This is a genomic window from Exiguobacterium profundum, assembly GCF_042652865.1.
Taxonomy (GTDB): domain Bacteria; phylum Bacillota; class Bacilli; order Exiguobacteriales; family Exiguobacteriaceae; genus Exiguobacterium; species Exiguobacterium profundum.
This window is the reverse complement of record NZ_JBHSHG010000001.1, coordinates 1,669,014-1,687,056: the sequence shown is the minus strand read 5'-3', so window position 1 is coordinate 1,687,056 and position 18,043 is coordinate 1,669,014. Positions and strand designations below refer to the sequence as shown.

The following is an 18,043-nucleotide window of genomic DNA, read 5'->3' as shown; positions in this document are numbered from 1 at the left end:
GGAGAGCATGAATCATGGCAAACGAAAACTTAAACGTAACAACGAATGAAACGAACGAACAACAGGCACGACAAAACAAATTGACGTTCGAGGAACAAGTCATCAAAAAAATCGCAGGTCTCGCGACGAGTGAAGTCCAAGGAATCTTGTCGATGAGCGGTGGCTTTATGAGCGGATTGACAGATCGCTTCCGCAGCGCAGAGGACATCACGAAAGGAATCGGCGCTGAAGTCGGAGAGAAGCAAGTCGCGCTCGATTTGCGTGTCATCGTCGAATACGGAAAAAACATCCCGTCCGTCTTCAATGAGACCGTCACAAAAATCAAGAAGGCGATGAACGATATGACTGGTCTTGAAGTTGTCGAGGTGAATATGCACGTCGAGGACGTCATGACACGTGAGGAATTCGAAGCGAAGAGCAAATCGAACGACGCTGAAGCGGAGCCGTCACGCGACCTTGTATAACCGAAACGCTGACCTGGACCTCTCAAAAGGTCCAGGTTTTGTTTGAGTAGAAAAGGGTTAGTTCCTGGAGAATCGTGGAATTACTAAAGATAGACGGAAGCCCTAGAGATGAGAGGAAAACGCCATGCACAACATTGAATTTTTTTCACCGAAGCATTATGAGACGTTTAAGCAACTTGCGAGACACTTAGAAGACCCGGGCAGCGTCGACCGAAAATATTTCGCCGCCCTGTACGTCATCGCCGGGAATGATTGCGTCCGTGACATGTTGCTTCCTTATATTGACCTACAAACAGGGGTGATTCGAACAGCTCAAATTATCGACGAGAACACATTCACGAAAGAGACGCTCGTCCTCGTCAAATTGGTTATCCATTTATATAACTCGAAAGAATGGGTGCTTCCGACCGAGTTGATCGCCTTGCCGGAAGAGGACTATAAACTGGCGATGCAAGGCATTACGTTATGTAGAAATGAGCAATTTGATGAGATTACAATCCCGAGCGACTGATGACACCCTGTTTTGTTGGAAACAGGGTGTTTTTTGTCGAGCTATAGAGGAGGTAAATGCGTGTCACTCACTACATCGATGTTAACCATTGTACTGATTCTCATGTTGCTCATTATGATTACGCCACCGCTCTTGATTTTTTATCTGTGGCGGCGTGACCGGAACCAGCGCGAACATTCCGTCCTTCGTAATTTCCCGATTCTCGGAAAGTTGCGCTATATATTTGAGAAGATGGGACCTGAACTTCGGCAATACTTGTTCTTGAACGACAATGAGGCGAAGCCGTTCTCGCGGAACGAGTACGAGGCGGCCGTCATTGCCGGGAAATATAAGTCGCGCATCATCGGATTCGGTTCGGAGCGAGACTTTGAGGCAGGCGGATTTTATCTTCAGAATGCCCTCTACCCGACGAACCGGAACGAGCTACGCATCGACAATTCAACCAAGGTATCGACGTGGGTGTATGAACTCGATGAAGACAATCTCTTTACCCGAAAAGAGCATCTCGTCGAACGAGACATCTCCCCGTACTTATTAACAGAAGAAGATATCATCATCATCGGGAAAGAGACGTGTCGGGAACCGTTCTACGTTCGAGGGCTTGTCGGTCAGTCGGCCATGAGTTTCGGATCGCTTGGAGACAGGGCCATCACAGCCCTCTCGATTGGGCTCGGTCGTGCGGGTGGTACGTGGATGAACACGGGGGAGGGCGGATTGTCCGATTATCATTTAAAAGGGAACGTCGATATCATCTGTCAGATTGGACCGGCGCTCTTCGGTGTAAGGGATGAAGACGGTAGGTTTTCAGTCGAGGCGTTCAAACAAAAGAGTGATCTTCCGCAAGTGAAAGCGTTCGAACTGAAACTTGCCCAAGGCGCGAAGACACGTGGTGGACATATCGACGGATCGAAAGTGACCGAGGAGATTGCCCAAATCCGTCATGTACGAGTCGGGGAAACCATTGACAGCCCGAACCGCTTCTCTGAATTTCACACCCATGTGGAATTGTTGGCATTTGTTGAGAGGTTACGTGAAATCGGTGGGAAGCCGGTCGGCATCAAACTTGTAGTTGGGAAGTTGCAAGACATCGACTCGCTCGTCCGAGAGATGGAGAAATCTCAAATTGTACCTGACTTCATCACCATCGACGGGAGTGAAGGGGGTACGGGTGCGACGTATCAAGAGCTTGCGGATACAGTCGGTTTACCGCTGAAGGCGGCGCTCCCTTACGTGCATCACCTTCTCATCGAGCACGGTTTGCGAGACCGAGTCAAACTGTTCGCCTCTGGGAAACTCATCACGGCGGATAAGATAGCCATCGCACTCGCGCTCGGCGCAGACCTCGTCAATATCGCTCGCGGACTTATGTTCAATGTCGGGTGCATCCAGGCACAGGTTTGCCATACGAATCGCTGTCCGGTCGGTGTCGCGACGACTGACCCGAAACTGCAGCGTGCCCTCGTTGTCGATGAGAAAAGTTTTCGGGTGACGAACTACATCATCTCGCTCCGGGAAGGGCTGTACAATATGACGGCTGCGGCAGGCGTTCAATCGCCGACGGAACTGTCATTAGATCATGTGGTGTATCAAGAACCGGATGGCCGTGTTCGGACAGGCTATGATTTATCTCACTAGAATGAAGTGAATCTATCAAAACATCCCACGAATCTGCCGATAAAGAAGGCATACACGTGGGATGTTTTTTTAGCATTTCCATTGTAGAAACTACCAGATACTTGTACAATCATGTAAATGAAAGTCAGAATTTATTATAATCTAACGAAGCGTTTGAATGGAAATGGATGAAGCCATTTTTTTCAGCATACGCCGCGCTCTTTGGACGTTGTTTCGAAGACACGGTCAACGCTTTGATCCCGTAACGTGTATCAAGGTCACGCAACTCTTGGATGCGGTCTTTTGACCATTGATCTTTTGCTACGGTCGTGTAGTTGAAGCTTTCCCACATCACGCCATCCACATATGGATACGTATACGTCTTCAATGTCGCAAATCCCCAGTTTTGAATGAGAGAAAGGGAAGGGTGATTGGATTTGATCGTCTTCATGAACTGACTCATCCCGTCACGTTGCGCTTTTAAAATGGTCGGTTGTTCCGAGTGCTCATTATCGATGTTGCCGACGGTATCTAAGAACGCACCATCCAATCCTTTGGCGACGATTTGTTTCTCCACTTCACGCGTCAACAACTCACGATAGTGGGTTGACGTCATATCGACTAAATAAGAATCCCATTCCGCATAATGAACACGTTGTCCGTTGCGGTGGAAGAAGTCCGACTCGTTCATCTGACTGATGAAATCGACGTTCCAATTGTCAGCTTCCATCGTGTTGATGTAGCCGTACACTTTTGTCCCATATTTCTGTAACTCTTTGATTTGCGCTGCAGTATAATAAACAGGCTCGATGATGACAAGGTCATACTGTTGCATCTTTTTAATTTTGGTCTTTGTCGGCATATCGTAATAAATTTTGTACGATTCGACGTTTGCGAGCGGATTGCTCGCTTTAGCGACCGCTTGTTGCGGCGTCAAAAACGCCAATCCAACGAGAAATGCACAACAGATGGTCACGATTCGTTTGGCTGAGAAAATACCCATAAAAAAACCCTCCTGATAGTTATCAGAGAGCGGCTGCGGCTATTGCAGACTGGCGATCGGTATCTAAAAAGATCGACGACCCATGTCTTTGCGCCCTTACTTTTCAGTAAGTTTGCCCGTCTCGATATGAAATTTTTGTCGACAATCCATTGAAAGTCCTACTACTAAAATACCACGTAAAGGAATGAGTGACACTATGATTTATACCCAACACCGCACATCCATCAAATGGATTGAAATGATTGTGACTATTTTACTTATCGGCATTTTGGACTATACATTTAGTCTTTCTTTGTCAGATTGGGCGATTGACCCGTTAATTTTTTATATCCTCCTGTTTTCTTTACGATATGGTTTGCTCGGTGCCTTCGTCAGTTTCGCGTTGACGAGTCTCTACCATTTCTCATTCCTCTTGATGGAAGGCTCAGACTTGCTCTTATTCCTTTACGATACGAATGAACTGGCTTGGATTTTGCTACACTTCTTCGTCGCGCTTAGTGCGGGTGTCTTCAGTACTTCTTATCGGGAGCGTTACCAGTCGCTCCACATTCGTCAAGAAGAAGTGATTGATGAGAACGAACAACTGAAACAGACGATACAACAACTACAAGAGTCGCAAGGGGAGATGCGGAAGCGGGTGCTCGACTCGACTTATACGCTCTCAAAAATTTATGAGATTGGACTACAACTTGATCAGGATGCGACCGCTTTAGTACGTGATCATTTAATTGGAACGTTCACGCGTGTCTTCCGTACTCGTCAACTCGCTTTATATCATGTGGATGCATCGCGGCGCACACTCCGTCTTCATGTCCGTTCCGGAGAGGTAGAACGTTTGCCCCAGACGCTTTTCATCGATTCGGAGGAGGGAATTTTCGCACGGATGTTCCAATCGAAAAAGCCGACGCTTCGTTTAGCAGATGAGCTAGATGGACCGCTTCTCGTTGCACCGATTTGTTATGAAGGAACGGTGAAGGAAGTCTTGGTCGTCCATGAAATCGATATCTTACGCTTACGTAGTCATGAGATGAACATGATGAAACTCGTCTTGGATTGGACGGGAACGCGCATTGAAAAGGCCGATGCCCTCGAATGGATGCTCGTCAGCGACCAACTCGTCGACGGGACGCACATGTTCCGTATGGAAGCATTCGAACAAAAAGTGGCCCAACAAGTACTTCGTCATGAGCAATATGGTCAACCGTATAGTACGGTCACATTGCCTGTAGAGGGTGTGGACTTGTCATTGATTGAAATGGAATTGATTTTGAGACAGTCGATGCGTGAAATTGACGTTATCGGATATGACGAAGACGATCGCATCCTTCATTTTCTCCTCCCAGGTACACCGGTTGAATCAGCCGAACGATTCAAGGAACGGATTGAGCATGTCTTCTATGTGAAAGGTGGGAAACGCCTATGACCAGTTGGATGATTCTTCTTTTCTTCCTTCTGCATGCGACGGTCCTTTTCGTCTTGTATCGACTGATTGTACGACCGAAAGTCGATGCGACGGAAAAGGGAGTCTGGCTCTCGATATTTCTCGTCAGTGCCGTCATCCCGATTGTCGGAGAACTGTTTGGTTTGATTGGATATGTGATTGCCCGACGCTTCGCCTCACCGAAGACGCTTCTCGACTACGATGAGTACATCAACTTTGAGACGGTCAACTTAGAACGCTTGCAGCAACAGGCGAAAGAAGATTTAGATCTCGTCCCATTGACGGAAGCCTTACAGATGGACGGGAACAAGCGGAAACAATCGATCACACAACTCATGTCGACACCGCTCATGAATACAGAAGAATATTTACACTTAGGTCTCGAACACGAGGATACGGAAACGGTCCACTATGCAGCGACCGTCCGAAACACACTGTTCGACCGATACGATTTGATGTTAAAACAGCGAATCGCACAAGTGAATCCGGAGCGACCGGAGACGATTTATCCGGTAATTGAAACCGGAATTTCGTTCTTAGATAGCGGTCTCTTGGATCATGATATGCAAATGCGCATCCAGCAACGGATATTATTTCACCTCGATCAATTGAGTGAGTACGACGAAACAGACGAAACGTACTTACGCACGAAAGCCCGCCTCTCGTTCCGCTCGGGTGACTTGGAAACGGGAGAACGATTGGCTGAGGCGCTCACCCTTTATCATCCAAAAGTACCCGATGGATATGTCATGTTGATTGAACACCACATGACGAACGGCGATTGGACGTCCCTACGTCCGACCCTCGACCGCCTGCATCAACATCTCGATTTGCAAGACATTCCGGAGGACTATCGCTTTGTCATTCAACAGTTAGAAGGTGCCCATATATGAATAAATCGATTACGACGTATATCGCGTCTTTGTTCTCTTTACTCATCGCGATGATTGTCGTCGTCCAGTTTTTACGGCTTGACTATGGTCATCGGCTCATCCCAAAAGAAGCACATGAGCCGAAATCCTTTACGACACTCGCGGGTGAGGTGAGAGCGGTGGAGGGGGATCCGGTTCAAATCTACATCCATCAGAATGACGGCGATTTGTCGACAGCTGTTTTGAATAACTTTAAATATGCGCTCGACTATGCCAAGTTGCCTTATACCTCGATTGAAGCAGAGGCCATCGCATCGATTGAGCCTTCTCCACGACACGTTCTCGTCGTCAGCGGGGAAAATACGAAATCATGGCCGTACGAGGCAATTCGGTCCTTCGTTGAAAAAGGTGGACGGCTCTACGTTGCCGGACGATTCATCGATCAAGACTGGGCAGACCTGGTCGGCGTAAGCGATTTTGGGGACTTTAAAGATGGAGTCAACGGGTTGATTTTCGAACAAGAAATTTTCCCTGGGTATGTCGACTTGCCTCAAGACTCAGGGTTATTCGTCCACAGCATTGCTGACGTCAAACTGAAAGAAGAGGCGGACGTCCTCATTTCTGCCAAAAACGAACCAATATTATGGCAGTCTCCTTATGGGAAGGGCGAAGTGATGTTTTGGAATACGACGTCGTTGACGGATAAGAACTCACGCGGCTTGATGGTGCAGACGCTTTCGATGCTGTTCCCAGCGTTCGTCATGCCACAAGCTGGCATCAAGGTCGTTCACCTTGACGACTTCCCGGCACCGGTACCAAATTATTCGAATCCGGTCATCACGAAAGAATATGATTTGTCCATCAAAGAGTTCTTCTCAGAGATTTGGTGGAAAGACATGAAGCAAATCGGTGCTGACTACGACGTCACTTATTCTGGTTTCCTGATCGGCAGTTATAAAGCGACGAATGAAGAGACGACAGAACAGCTCATCGAAAAAATTCGGGCACCGATGCTCGAATATGGTCGCGGTTTACTCCAAACGAATGGGGAAGTCGGGCTACACGGGTTCAACCACCAGCCACTCGTCATGGGAGATGAAGTGATGGACCCGGAGCTTGGATATACAAAATGGGACAGTCAGGAAGATATGCGTTCCGCCATTGACCGTGTCGTTGAGGCGTTTGACTATTACTTGCCGAATGAGCGGATCCGCAGCTATGTGCCACCATCGAACATCATCGGTCAATCCGGACTTGAAGTGTTGAACGAGAAGTTTCCGAAAGGGCTGATTGTCGCAGGACTCTACAGCGGAGATGCGACAAAAGGAAGTTACATTCAAGAGTTCGGACCCGACCCGGTCTATCCGAACTTGTACGATTTCCCTCGCGTGTCGAGCGGATACAACGAGACACCGGATGACCTATTTGTTGTGATCGACGCTGTTGCCAACTTCGGGCTCGTTTCCCATTTCATTCACCCGGATGATGTGTTAGATGACTATCGCTCGAAAGGGAAAGGGTGGGAGATCATGAAAGAATCGTTTGGGGGTCTGTTCCAGACACTCTACTCCAAATATCCACATCTCGAGGGCTTGAGTCAGTATGATGCGTATCGGAAATACAAGCTTTATCAAGATGCGCAAATCGATGTGGCTTACACGAATGATGCCATCGATATCAATGCTCAACAACTACCTGTTCCGTCGACGTTACTCGTTCGTGTGCAACCCGGGAAACGTCTCGATACAGGGAGGTTCGATTTTGGTGAAGTCCAGCCGTTTGGTGAGAATGGTACATTGTATCAAGTTGAATTGAGAGAGACGTCCATTCGTCTCCCGATATTGGAGGATCGTCCATGAAAATAGGAATTGTTGTTGAAGGGAGTTATCCATATGTGAGCGGCGGCGTATCGAGCTGGGTTCATATGCTGATGGAACAGATGCCGATGCATGAGTTTGAGATTATCTCAATCATGCCGAATCCGAAGACAGAGGCAGATTATCGCTATACGTTACCGAAGAACGTCACAGGTGTCACCACGCTCGCCCTTAATCAACGGGCGACACGTAAACGTCGACCGGAAGCGTTATCGGAAGCGGAACGGGAGCGAATCAAGACGTGGATGACATTCGGTCAAGTCGATTCGTCCATCTATCCGATTCTTGAAAATCAAATCGGGACACCAGAACAATTCTTCTCGAGTCGTCTCTTCTATCAGCTCGTCACGGAGAGTTATCAAGAAGAAGGGCAGGCCGGTTCGTTCATCGATTACTTTTGGATGTGGCGCAGTATGTACGCGCCAGTCCTTGATTTGCTCCAAGCTGAATTACCGCAAGTTGACCTCGTGCACGCGGCCTCGACCGGATACGCGGGTCTGATTGCGAGTGCGATGAAAGAACGACAAAACATTCCGTTTCTTTTGACTGAACACGGCATCTATTCGCGTGAACGGGAAGAAGAACTGTTACAGGCATCTTGGATTCCGGCTGAGTTTCGCTCCCATTGGATTCAGTTCTTCCACCACATTTCCCGGGAAGCGTACCGAAAGGCAGATGACGTCATCACACTCTTTGAACGAAACGGCGAGTTGCAACGTCAGCTCGGGGCACCTGTTGAGAAATTGAGCATCATTCCGAACGGGATTGACGTGACGGGCTTGTCTGCTCTCGGGCATGTGCCGGGAGTGGATAAACTACGAATCGGTGCCATCGTTCGCGTTGTTCCAATCAAAGATATTAAAACCATGATTTATGCGGCGAAACTGTTACAAGACATGCTCGTCCCGTTCGAACTGACCATTATGGGACCACTTGATGAGGATAAGGAGTATGCGGCGGAGTGCGAGATGCTCATTCGGCAACTCGAGCTTGAACAGTCCGTCTTAATGGTCGGAAAAGTCGATATTCGACAACACCTTCCCGAATTCGATGTTTGTTTGTTGACGAGTATCTCCGAGGGACAACCGCTTGCTGTACTAGAAGGTATGGCCGCCGGTGTCCCGTGGATTGTGACGGACGTCGGGGCCTGTGCGGAACTCGTGAACGGGCGACCGGATGAACCGTTCGGTCCGGCCGGATTTGTCGTTCCGCCGGTCAATCCACGGCGAATCGCAGAGCGTTGCGTCTGGTTCCATCAAAATCGTGAAGATGCGCGCCGACTCGGACGAAACGGGCAACAGCGAGTCGAGACGTACTATCGCACCGATCAGTTTATCGATGCATATCTACACTTATATGAAGAGAGGAGAGCGGTATATGGCGGGCATCGGGTTTAAGTTACAACAGTTGTTTCAAGAAGACTACTTCTCTTCACGAATCAAAGCATATGCATTTGCCGGGCTCGTCACATCAGGACCATGGCTGATCGTCATCGTCACGATTGCCCTCATGCAGTGGCTGACGAGCTATCTATCTATCGCCACACTCGAAGAACGCACGACGTTCAATTTGATCGTCTCTTACAGTTTTATTTTTTCGCAAGTCGTTCTCGGCGTGCAGCAGCTCGTCGTCACGAGGTACTTGGCGGATTGTTTTTATGAGAAACGATATGAAGACATCTTCCCGGCGTTCATCGGGATGATGAAGACGACGGTCGCCATCGCGTCGCTGTTGTTCGCTATCTTCCTTATGTTCTCTGAACTCCCTGCTTTATTGAACGCGTTGGCATTCGTCCTATTCATGACGGTCAACCTCATTTGGGTACATTTCTTGTTCCTCAGTGCGGCCAAGTTCTATCAGGCGGTAGCTTATAGCTTTGTGGCCGGTGGCATCGTCTCAGTCGCCGCGGTCCTCATCACGGACCAGTTCTTGATGCAATATTTGACGGAGTCCTACATGAAGAGCTTCGCGTTGACAGCGAGTATGACACTCGGTCTTGTCGTCACGTTGTTCGGCTTGTTCACATCGATGCTCCTTACGTTCCCAAACCGGAGTACGGTCGGTCAGTTCTCGTTCTATCGCTATTTTGACCGCTACCCGGCACTCTTTTGGACCAGTTTTCTCTATAACATCGGGATCTGGGTCGGCACATGGATCATCTGGTTCGCGGAAGGAGGGAGTGTCCACCTCGACACATTCCGCTATCATCCGATCTATGACACAGCTATCTTCCTCTCTTATTTGACGATCATTCCGACGATGACGATATTCGTTGTGTCGGTCGAGACGCGTTTTTATGAGCGGTATCGCGTGTTTTATGGATACGTGAACGAAGGTGGGACGTACCAACAGATTCAACGCTCGAAAGCGGCCATGCTCCTCGTCTTACGACAAGAGTTGCAACGACTGTTCCGAAATCAAGGGCTCGTGTCGCTTCTCTTTATTCTGTTCGCGGCCGTCTTGTTCCCGCTACTAGGTCTGTCACCTGAGATTCGGGATGTCTTTCAAATGACGACGATTGGTGCCTTTTCAAACGCCATGGTGCTCGTTCTCACGCTCGTCCTGCTCTATTTTGAAGATCATCGGGGAGCGGCGTATACATCGGCACTCTTCATCACGATGAATGCAGGGTTGACGTTCTTGCTATTACCACTTGGACCAGACAGTTACGGTCTTAGTTTTGCGATTGGTTGCACGATTGCGTTCGCGTTCTCACTCATTCGCTTGATTCGATATGTATCCGAGATTGATTATCACACGTTTAGCCGAAGCGAAACACCTCCGCGTACGGATACATTCCGTCGTGTCGGGGACTGGCTCAATGATCGCTCGGCTTAACAATCGCAGCAGATGAACTTTCAGAAAATGGGGTGAAGCACATGAAAACAATTTTTGTGACAGGTGGCGCGGGGTATATCGGGACACACACGACGGTGCAATTGCTTGAGGAAGGATACGAAGTCGTCATTTTGGACAACTTGTCCAATAGCCGACAAGAGGCGATTCAGCGAATCGAGATCCTGACTGGAAAGACGGTCACCTTATACGTGGGCGACATTCGAGATCAGGAATTGCTTGATGAAATCTTCTCCACGCACTCGATTCATGCGGTCGTTCACTTCGCGGGTCTAAAGGCAGTCGGCGAATCCGTCAGCCAACCACTTCACTACTATGACAACAACGTAGCTGGGACGCTCGTCTTGTTACGGATGATGAATCAATTTGGGATAAAACGTATCGTCTTCAGTTCATCGGCGACCGTTTACGGAATCCCAACCACATCTCCGGTCGATGAATCGTTCCCGCTCAGTGCGACCAATCCATATGGACGAACGAAACTGATGATCGAAGAGATATTGCGCGACCTTTATACAGCTGATTCGTCTTGGTCGATTGCGATTCTTCGCTATTTCAATCCGATTGGCGCGCACGACTCCGGGACGATCGGCGAAGATCCGTTCGATGTCCCAAACAACTTGATGCCATACATCACACAAGTCGCGGCCGGGCGTCTAAAAGAGCTTCAAGTGTTCGGGGATGACTATCCGACGCATGACGGGACAGGCGTGCGCGACTATATCCATGTCGTAGATTTGGCGCTTGGTCATTTGAAGGCGTTGGAGTATGTGGGGAAATATGAAGGGGTGGAGGCGTTCAACCTCGGGACAGGGAAAGGATACAGCGTCCTTGATTTGCTTCAAACGTTCCAACAGGAGAGCGGACAGACGATTCCTTATCAAATCACGGATAAACGAGACGGAGACGTCGCGGCGATATTTGCCGACCCGCAAAAGTCTAAGGCCATTCTTGGCTGGGAAGTGCGACATGACATTGAAGCGATGTGTCGGGACGCTTGGCGTTGGCAATCGAATAATCCGAAAGGGTACAGTGAATAAATCCTATGAAGTAGGCGGTCATCACACGATGGTCGTCTCTTTTTGTATTAGAAAGGATAGCGAACGGGAACACCTAATGGAACGTCATTTACTTAGGAGGGATTGGATGAAAGCTTTGTTTTTGAACTGTTCGCTAAAAGGTGGAGACACGACGTCCCATACGGAAGGATTGATTCGTGACATCATCCCGCACTTCGATGCGCTCGACGTCGACTCCGAGATTGTTCGGATTGTTGATTACAACGTCAAGTTCGGTGTGACGGAAGATGAAGGGGATGGGGACGAGTGGCCACAGATTTTTGAGAAAGTGAAGGCCGCGAATATTGTCGTGATTGGGACACCACTCTGGCTCGGGGAGAAGAGTAGCGTCGCCACCCAAGTGATCGAACGGCTATATGGCGGTAGCGGACTGACGAACAAATCAGGACAGGCGATTTACTACAACAAGGTCGGTGGAGTCGTCGTCACGGGGAATGAGGATGGGGCGAAACACGCCTGTGCTTCGATTCTATATGGATTGTCCCACATCGGTTTCACCGTGCCGCCGAATGTCGACACGTACTGGGTCGGAGAAGCGGGACCAGGTGATTCGTACCTTGATGCCGGGCGGGAAAATGAATTCACAAAGTCTCACGGAAAGACGATGGCGTATAACCTCGTCCATTTTGCGAGAATGCTAAAAAATCATCCGATTCCGGCAGAAGGGAATACGATGGAATGAAGCAAACGGATGAACGCTTATGAATACGTTTCCGGATGCAACTCAATACGTCCAAATGGTTGATATCTTTGAGAAAGCTAATCGCAATTTTCTAAATGATCATCTTGGGTTATTGGAGAGTCAAGTTTCTGAAAGAACAATGTGTGGTCAGTTTCAAATTGCATTGAATGATTTGATTAGAAAAGATGTTCAGTATGGAAAATATTATGTGGATGTTGAATACAACAGAAATGTAGGCAGAAGGATTAAGAGGATTCGTAATGGTCGATACGAACAAGTGAATATAACTTTGTGATTTGATTGTGCATAGTCGAGGGGGAAATTTGAAACAGGATAATTTAATCGCCCTTGAGATGAAAAAAGTCATTCGAGAGAATTCAAAACAGCAACAAGAAATTAATAAGGACAAAGAACGTATAATAGCGTTGACTAGATCGAGTTACAATGATGATTGGCAATACGATGGTCAAGATTTACCTGATTACGTTTGTAGATTCATACTAGGCATTTACTATGAAATTGACTATGTAAACCGACAAATATGTAATCAATACTATCGGAGTGGAGAATTGGTTCATGAAATATTTATTGACTTTGCTGAAATTGGTTTATAAAGAAGAGCCTCACCTAGATAGAATTAGGTGAGGCTTCATTAATGTGCTTTACTCTTTCTTCTCCACCGCATGCCCACCGAACTCGTTCCGTAATGCCGCGACGACCTTGCCCGAGAACGTATCGTCTTGAAGCGAACGTTGGCGCATCATGAGGGAGAGCGCGATGACCGGTGTCGGGACGTCGTACTCGAGTGCCGTCTCGACCGTCCACTTGCCTTCACCGGATGCATGCATGACCCCGCGGATGTCGTCGAGCTTCGCATCTTTCGAGAAGGCGCTCTCCGTCAGTTCCATGAGCCACGAGCGAATGACCGAGCCATGGTTCCACACACGCGCGACATCCTCATAGTCATAGTCGAATGGGCTCTTCTCGAGCACTTCGAACCCTTCAGCAATCGCCTGCATCATTCCATACTCAATCCCGTTATGCACCATCTTCAAAAAGTGACCACTCCCACTCGATCCCGCATACAGATAACCGTGGTCGGTAGAGACGTCTTGGAAAAGTTGCTCGATCTTTCCGAACGCCTCCAAGTCGCCTCCGATCATCGTACACGCTCCGTGACGGGCACCTTCCATCCCACCACTCGTCCCGACGTCGAAGAAATAAATCAGTTTTTCTTTGAAATGGTCGGCACGCCGCATCGATTCCTTATAGTTCGAGTTCCCTCCGTCGATGACGATGTCGCCCGGCGAGAGAAGATTGTGCAAGTCGTTCAAGACGTGTTCGGTCACGTCACCCGCCGGCACCATCACCCAGACGACGCGAGGGGCTTGAAGCGCGGAAACGATCTCCTGCAAAGAGGCTTTCGTCTCAAATTGACTCGTCGATACGTTTCCCGGGTCATACCCGACGACACGATGCCCATTGTCTGTCAAATTCAGAGCCAAATTGAGGCCCATTTTACCAAGTCCAATCATACCGATTTCCATTCGTTCCACCCCATTTGTAAGATTTAGTCCTCTATAGGGCATACCCGAAATAACGATTGCTCAAAAGGACAGCTTGCCCGAGATGTAGAATGATATAAGTGCAACAGTGATGAGAGGAGGGTGGCGATGTTTGAAAATGTATTTCGACTGACCGTAGACGTCAGGCATCGATTCAAAGACCATCATATTAATGACTACAGTGCCACATTGGCGTTTTTTTGGTTTTTAGCCATCTTTCCGACGTTTTTTGTCCTCTTCGCCGTGATGGCATGGTTTCAAATCGATGATGCGCTTCTCATCGAACAGATTGAGACACTCATTCCAGGGTCAAGTGTGCGTGAACTGTTATCTATCGTCTATGACGTGAGCGGAAATTTGAACGGTGGACTGTTATCAGTCAGTGCCATCATCGCGTTTTGGTCGGCCTCGAACGGGACGGCACGACTCGTCAAGCTGACAGTGTTCGCATATGGGGAGACGGAAGCGCGCGGCTATATCTTCCGACGGTTGATCGGGTTGCTCGTGATTTTAGCAGGGAGCATCGGGGCGGTCATCTTGATTGTGTTTCATCTATTCGGTCAAGAATTTGTCGAATTGATTTATGCCCTCTATCCAAAAGTCGAAGAATTCGACCGCTTGTCGACTCTGACGCGCTATACGGTCTCGACGCTCATCTTGATCATGGCGTTCTCACTCTTTTATAAAATCGCGCCACAACAGCGAGTACGGTTCATCGAAACACTTCCCGGAGCCGTGTTTGCGGTCATCTCGTGGCAATTGCTGTCGACCGGATACAGTGTCTATGTCGAACGCTTCTCGATTCTAGGGGACACATATGGCACGATCGGTGCGGTGATTCTACTACAAATTTGGCTCTATCTGACGGCAGCAACGATGCTGATTGGGGCAGAAATCAATGCGGCATGGCCCTACCATATGACCCGCCAACCGACCCGGACCCATTTCCCGTAACAAAAAAAGGGATATCGTGATTATTCTTTGTGAACATGCTTTAAAACAACCCGTGGCATGGGAATAAACTAGTACTATTTCACGGAAGAAGGTGTGGTCGCATGGCGAAACATCGTAAGCCATCAAAGTGGAAAATCGTACTAGGGGTTGTAGCAGGCGTCATGGCCTTGGTGCTCATCACGGGTGGCGCGTTCGTCTGGTCAATGGTAAAAGAAGTCGATGACACCGTCGCACAAGTGAATGACAACTTGAAAATCAGCAAAGAGCGCAAGCAGGTCGAGACCATTGAACGCAAAGAGTCTGTTTCCATTCTCTTGCTTGGGATTGACCGACGCGGGACCGAACAGGGACGGAGTGACTCAATCATCGTGCTGACACTCAATCCGGAACTTGATGAAGGAGCGATGCTCTCGATTCCCCGGGATACAAAGACTGAAATCGTCGGGAAAGGGACACGTGATAAGATCAATCATGCCTATGCGTTCGGTGGGGCCGAAATGGCAATGAATACGGTCGAGAATTTCCTCGACATCCCAATCGATTATGTCATCGAGACGGATATGGAGGCATTCAGCGACGTCGTGGATGCACTCGGAGGCATTACCGTCATGAATAAATTTGCGTTCTCGACAGAAGATTACACGTTTCCCGTTGGTGAGGTGACGTTAGACGGAGAAGCGGCACTCGATTACACGCGGATGCGCTATAACGATCCAAACGGTGACTTCGGACGTCAAGAACGTCAGCGTGATGTCGTCGCCGCCATCATCGAAAAAGGACGGACGGACTTCTCACTCGACAAGGTCACCGCGTTACTCGAGGTGGTCGGCGATCAGGCGAAGACGAATATCGAGCTCAATGAATTCGTCTCTTTGTCGACGGACTATATGAACGCGTTCCGCAACGCGAGTATCTTACGGCTTGAGGGTGCGGGCGGATTAGAGGGGGACGGCATCTATTATTGGAATCCGGAATCTTCTTCGTTGAATGGCGTTCAGGAAGAGTTGAAACGATTGATGGAGTAAACTGTCTGACCCAAGTCGGACAGTTTTTTTGTGTTTCAAATGAAACGGAAAGTGGGAGAAATAAAGAGATGCCAAGGAGGGATGAGTCATGAAATGGGAAACGATTGAAGAGGTGCTCCTCGAACTCGGGGAGACCTCGCAAGAAAAGTGGGAACGGTTGTTTGAGAAGTGGTCGGATCATCGTTGGCACGACCATGAACGCCCTTCTGAAAAAACAAACGTCTTGTTGGTGGATGCCGGTTTTATCCTGACTGACGGACGAGCGAACCTCGAGGCTCTCCATCAATGGTTAGCCGATCATGTCCAAACGACGGTGAGTGATCTCTATCTCGTCTCCCTGTTTCCGTATCAAACGAAACAACAGGACACAGCCATCGACTCGCGGGTGCAATTGTTCGAAGACTTAGGACGTTTCACCGATGAGTTCGATTTGATTTACGAGATGACGCCTGAAGCATGGAATGAGTCACAACTCGACCTTGTCACCGTAACAGATGAACTGATTGAACGTCTGGCGTATGGAGCGACGAAAATCCGTGTCCATGTCGAGTCGTTTCGCGGAATAGAACCGGAACGAGTCAAACACATCCTCAAACTGTGGCGTACGATTATGCATACGTATAAGCCGAATGCACAGCTCATCGTTGCCAATGAACGTGTCGATTCAGTCCTAAACTTTGAGGAAGAGGCGGACGTCGTCTGTCATTTCGACTTATCCAGTCATGTCATTTTAGCGTTTGCGCAGGCCAATGTGACACGATTGACCGATTGGGCGAGACAAGTTCATTCACTGAGAGCCAATCAAACATATTTCAATTTCCTATCTTCAGCGGAACGTGATCCGTTTGAGAAAAATCTGATGGACACTAACCCAGATGTGATTCTCGCAGCCCACAGTGTATTGTTGTCGCTTCAAGGGATTCCGTTGATTGATTACCGAACTTTATTTGGGGTGTCGCAACCGGTTGAACAGGAAGATCTCGTCCGAGCATTGAAACGCGATCCGGATCGACTTCGTGTTTATGAAGGGATATTGAGCCAATTGAATGTGAAACGACTCCACCCTGCCTTGTCCCCTTACATTGGTCAAGAGGTCCTAAATCTCGATCGGCGCGTTTTCGCTGTTAAGCGAACGCATCAAGAGGAGACCCTACTGTTATTGACGAATATGAGTGAAGAGACGGTGCAGACGGATTGTGAAGGGACGAGTCTCTTTACAGAAGAATGGATGACAAATGTAACGCTTCGCCCGTATGAATACGTTTGGCTAAAACAATCACACAATGGAGAGTGAACACTCATGATTGATGTACATTGTCATTTGTTGCCTGAAGTAGATGACGGACCACGTACAATGGAAGCATCCCTTCAACTCGCGAAACGTGCGGTGGAAGAGGGGGTGACATCGATTGTCGTGACACCACACGCGTATCATCCGTACTTTGAGACGCAACATCATGACATCACGCAAGAAGTCGCGCATCTACAAAAACGACTCGATGATGAACAGATCCCCTTGACCTTGTATGTTGGACAAGAGATTCGAATTTTTGGAGAAATGGTCGAAGCGTTGGAGTCCGGAGAGGCACATTCGCTCGCTGGGTCACGATATGTCCTCGTGGAACTGCCGAGTCAAAGTCTACCAGCTTATACGGAGTCCTTATTCTTTCAACTACAGGCGGCTGGATACGTTCCGGTCATCGCGCATCCGGAGCGGAATCGTGAGTTTGCACTCCATCCAGAAAAATTGCATCATCTCGTATCGTCGGGTGCGTTGTCCCAAGTGACAACAAGCAGTTTGACAGGACAGTTCGGGAGACAGATACGGGAACTCGCACTCACGTTCATCAGTAACGGGCTGAGTCACATCGTCGCCTCCGATGCCCATAACGTGGAACATCGTGATTTCAATTGGTTAGCGGCGAGACAGGAAGTCATCAACGAATTAGGGGAAGAGATGTGGCAACAGCACCTCCACTTTACGGAGGAGATGTTAGCGGATGAACCGATTTCGGTGAATCCTCCACGTTTACCTGAGAAAAACTGGCGAGGACGTTGGAAGTGGTGAAGTAGAAGTTAAATATATTGATTATGAACAAA

Annotated in this window: 18 protein-coding genes and 1 riboswitch; of the genes, 16 read left to right on the top strand and 2 right to left on the bottom strand. The window is 48.6% G+C overall.

Annotation, left to right across the window (positions count from 1 at the left end; genetic code table 11):
• Positions 1-14 precede the first annotated feature (14 nt).
• The 3 genes from ACFO4U_RS08575 (at position 15) to ACFO4U_RS08565 (ending at position 2,610) form a co-directional block, all read left to right on the top strand.
• Positions 15-464: an Asp23/Gls24 family envelope stress response protein gene (locus ACFO4U_RS08575; RefSeq protein WP_215243644.1), complete on the top strand. Its 450-nt coding sequence runs from the start codon at positions 15-17 to the stop codon at positions 462-464.
• Between the two features lie 124 nt (positions 465-588).
• A complete protein-coding gene (locus tag ACFO4U_RS08570; RefSeq protein WP_214690468.1) occupies positions 589-975 on the top strand; it encodes a DUF6075 family protein in 387 nt (128 codons plus the stop codon).
• A 78-nt stretch (positions 976-1,053) separates the two neighbouring features.
• Entirely contained in the window at positions 1,054-2,610 is a 1,557-nt protein-coding gene (locus ACFO4U_RS08565; RefSeq protein WP_215244175.1) for an FMN-binding glutamate synthase family protein, read from the top strand.
• A 124-nt stretch (positions 2,611-2,734) separates the two neighbouring features.
• Here the strand turns inward: ACFO4U_RS08565 and ACFO4U_RS08560 are convergent, their stop codons facing one another.
• Complete coding sequence (locus ACFO4U_RS08560) at positions 2,735-3,592, bottom strand: endo alpha-1,4 polygalactosaminidase (protein ID WP_159562914.1); 858 nt, start codon at positions 3,590-3,592, stop codon at positions 2,735-2,737.
• A 40-nt stretch (positions 3,593-3,632) separates the two neighbouring features.
• Positions 3,633-3,719, bottom strand: a riboswitch (cyclic di-GMP riboswitch).
• Positions 3,720-3,788: 69 nt separating this feature from the next.
• Between ACFO4U_RS08560 and ACFO4U_RS08555 the strand changes: the two genes are divergently transcribed.
• From ACFO4U_RS08555 to ACFO4U_RS08515, 9 genes are all read left to right on the top strand, one after another.
• The gene (locus tag ACFO4U_RS08555) at positions 3,789-5,015 is read left to right on the top strand and encodes a hypothetical protein (protein WP_215243645.1); all 1,227 of its coding nucleotides are present in this window, start codon (positions 3,789-3,791) and stop codon (positions 5,013-5,015) included.
• On the top strand, positions 5,012-5,926 hold the full coding sequence (locus ACFO4U_RS08550; RefSeq protein WP_215243646.1) for a hypothetical protein: 915 nt from the start codon (positions 5,012-5,014) through the stop codon (positions 5,924-5,926). The genes ACFO4U_RS08555 and ACFO4U_RS08550 overlap by 4 nt, the downstream gene beginning before the upstream one ends.
• Positions 5,923-7,764: a DUF2194 domain-containing protein gene (locus ACFO4U_RS08545; RefSeq protein WP_215243647.1), complete on the top strand. Its 1,842-nt coding sequence runs from the start codon at positions 5,923-5,925 to the stop codon at positions 7,762-7,764. Before ACFO4U_RS08550 ends, ACFO4U_RS08545 begins: the two co-directional genes overlap by 4 nt.
• Entirely contained in the window at positions 7,761-9,179 is a 1,419-nt protein-coding gene (gene pelF, locus ACFO4U_RS08540) for a GT4 family glycosyltransferase PelF (RefSeq protein WP_215243648.1), read from the top strand. The genes ACFO4U_RS08545 and pelF overlap by 4 nt, the downstream gene beginning before the upstream one ends.
• Positions 9,160-10,620 carry an exopolysaccharide Pel transporter PelG gene (gene pelG / locus ACFO4U_RS08535; RefSeq protein ID WP_159562910.1) on the top strand — a complete coding sequence of 487 codons (1,461 nt, stop codon included), beginning with the start codon at positions 9,160-9,162 and terminating at the stop codon, positions 10,618-10,620. The genes pelF and pelG overlap by 20 nt, the downstream gene beginning before the upstream one ends.
• 41 nt (positions 10,621-10,661) lie before the next feature.
• The gene (galE, locus tag ACFO4U_RS08530) at positions 10,662-11,678 is read left to right on the top strand and encodes a UDP-glucose 4-epimerase GalE (protein WP_074035865.1); all 1,017 of its coding nucleotides are present in this window, start codon (positions 10,662-10,664) and stop codon (positions 11,676-11,678) included.
• 106 nt (positions 11,679-11,784) lie between these two features.
• On the top strand, positions 11,785-12,399 hold the full coding sequence (locus ACFO4U_RS08525; protein ID WP_215243649.1) for a flavodoxin family protein: 615 nt from the start codon (positions 11,785-11,787) through the stop codon (positions 12,397-12,399).
• 19 nt (positions 12,400-12,418) lie between these two features.
• On the top strand, positions 12,419-12,694 hold the full coding sequence (locus tag ACFO4U_RS08520) for a hypothetical protein (protein WP_251131786.1): 276 nt from the start codon (positions 12,419-12,421) through the stop codon (positions 12,692-12,694).
• A gap of 28 nt (positions 12,695-12,722) precedes the next feature.
• The gene (locus tag ACFO4U_RS08515; RefSeq protein ID WP_251131787.1) at positions 12,723-13,013 is read left to right on the top strand and encodes a hypothetical protein; all 291 of its coding nucleotides are present in this window, start codon (positions 12,723-12,725) and stop codon (positions 13,011-13,013) included.
• A gap of 48 nt (positions 13,014-13,061) precedes the next feature.
• On the opposite strand, the gene gnd is transcribed toward ACFO4U_RS08515, so the two are convergent.
• Entirely contained in the window at positions 13,062-13,946 is an 885-nt protein-coding gene (gene gnd / locus ACFO4U_RS08510) for a phosphogluconate dehydrogenase (NAD(+)-dependent, decarboxylating) (RefSeq protein ID WP_215243650.1), read from the bottom strand.
• Between the two features lie 126 nt (positions 13,947-14,072).
• Between gnd and ACFO4U_RS08505 the strand changes: the two genes are divergently transcribed.
• The 4 genes from ACFO4U_RS08505 to ACFO4U_RS08490 all read left to right on the top strand — a co-directional run bounded on the left by ACFO4U_RS08505 (position 14,073) and on the right by ACFO4U_RS08490 (position 18,011).
• Entirely contained in the window at positions 14,073-14,918 is an 846-nt protein-coding gene (locus tag ACFO4U_RS08505; RefSeq protein ID WP_215243651.1) for a YihY/virulence factor BrkB family protein, read from the top strand.
• A gap of 101 nt (positions 14,919-15,019) precedes the next feature.
• Positions 15,020-15,943: an LCP family glycopolymer transferase gene (locus ACFO4U_RS08500; RefSeq protein WP_215243652.1), complete on the top strand. Its 924-nt coding sequence runs from the start codon at positions 15,020-15,022 to the stop codon at positions 15,941-15,943.
• Between the two features lie 88 nt (positions 15,944-16,031).
• Complete coding sequence (locus ACFO4U_RS08495; RefSeq protein ID WP_074035871.1) at positions 16,032-17,237, top strand: alpha-amylase family glycosyl hydrolase; 1,206 nt, start codon at positions 16,032-16,034, stop codon at positions 17,235-17,237.
• Positions 17,238-17,243: 6 nt separating this feature from the next.
• A complete protein-coding gene (locus tag ACFO4U_RS08490; protein WP_159562904.1) occupies positions 17,244-18,011 on the top strand; it encodes a tyrosine-protein phosphatase in 768 nt (255 codons plus the stop codon).
• Positions 18,012-18,043: the final 32 nt, after the last annotated feature.

What these genes read in the sequence shown, in the direction of transcription:
- ACFO4U_RS08575 (WP_215243644.1), top strand. Translation starts at nt 15, where the DNA reads ATGGCAAACGAAAACTTAAACGTAACAACGAATGAAACGAACGAACAA.
- ACFO4U_RS08570 (WP_214690468.1), top strand. Translation starts at nt 589, where the DNA reads ATGCACAACATTGAATTTTTTTCACCGAAGCATTATGAGACGTTTAAG.
- ACFO4U_RS08565 (WP_215244175.1), top strand. Translation starts at nt 1,054, where the DNA reads ATGTTAACCATTGTACTGATTCTCATGTTGCTCATTATGATTACGCCA.
- ACFO4U_RS08560 (WP_159562914.1), bottom strand. Translation starts at nt 3,592, where the DNA reads ATGGGTATTTTCTCAGCCAAACGAATCGTGACCATCTGTTGTGCATTT.
- ACFO4U_RS08555 (WP_215243645.1), top strand. Translation starts at nt 3,789, where the DNA reads ATGATTTATACCCAACACCGCACATCCATCAAATGGATTGAAATGATT.
- ACFO4U_RS08550 (WP_215243646.1), top strand. Translation starts at nt 5,012, where the DNA reads ATGACCAGTTGGATGATTCTTCTTTTCTTCCTTCTGCATGCGACGGTC.
- ACFO4U_RS08545 (WP_215243647.1), top strand. Translation starts at nt 5,923, where the DNA reads ATGAATAAATCGATTACGACGTATATCGCGTCTTTGTTCTCTTTACTC.
- pelF (WP_215243648.1), top strand. Translation starts at nt 7,761, where the DNA reads ATGAAAATAGGAATTGTTGTTGAAGGGAGTTATCCATATGTGAGCGGC.
- pelG (WP_159562910.1), top strand. Translation starts at nt 9,160, where the DNA reads ATGGCGGGCATCGGGTTTAAGTTACAACAGTTGTTTCAAGAAGACTAC.
- galE (WP_074035865.1), top strand. Translation starts at nt 10,662, where the DNA reads ATGAAAACAATTTTTGTGACAGGTGGCGCGGGGTATATCGGGACACAC.
- ACFO4U_RS08525 (WP_215243649.1), top strand. Translation starts at nt 11,785, where the DNA reads ATGAAAGCTTTGTTTTTGAACTGTTCGCTAAAAGGTGGAGACACGACG.
- ACFO4U_RS08520 (WP_251131786.1), top strand. Translation starts at nt 12,419, where the DNA reads ATGAATACGTTTCCGGATGCAACTCAATACGTCCAAATGGTTGATATC.
- gnd (WP_215243650.1), bottom strand. Translation starts at nt 13,946, where the DNA reads ATGGAAATCGGTATGATTGGACTTGGTAAAATGGGCCTCAATTTGGCT.
- ACFO4U_RS08505 (WP_215243651.1), top strand. Translation starts at nt 14,073, where the DNA reads ATGTTTGAAAATGTATTTCGACTGACCGTAGACGTCAGGCATCGATTC.
- ACFO4U_RS08500 (WP_215243652.1), top strand. Translation starts at nt 15,020, where the DNA reads ATGGCGAAACATCGTAAGCCATCAAAGTGGAAAATCGTACTAGGGGTT.
- ACFO4U_RS08495 (WP_074035871.1), top strand. Translation starts at nt 16,032, where the DNA reads ATGAAATGGGAAACGATTGAAGAGGTGCTCCTCGAACTCGGGGAGACC.
- ACFO4U_RS08490 (WP_159562904.1), top strand. Translation starts at nt 17,244, where the DNA reads ATGATTGATGTACATTGTCATTTGTTGCCTGAAGTAGATGACGGACCA.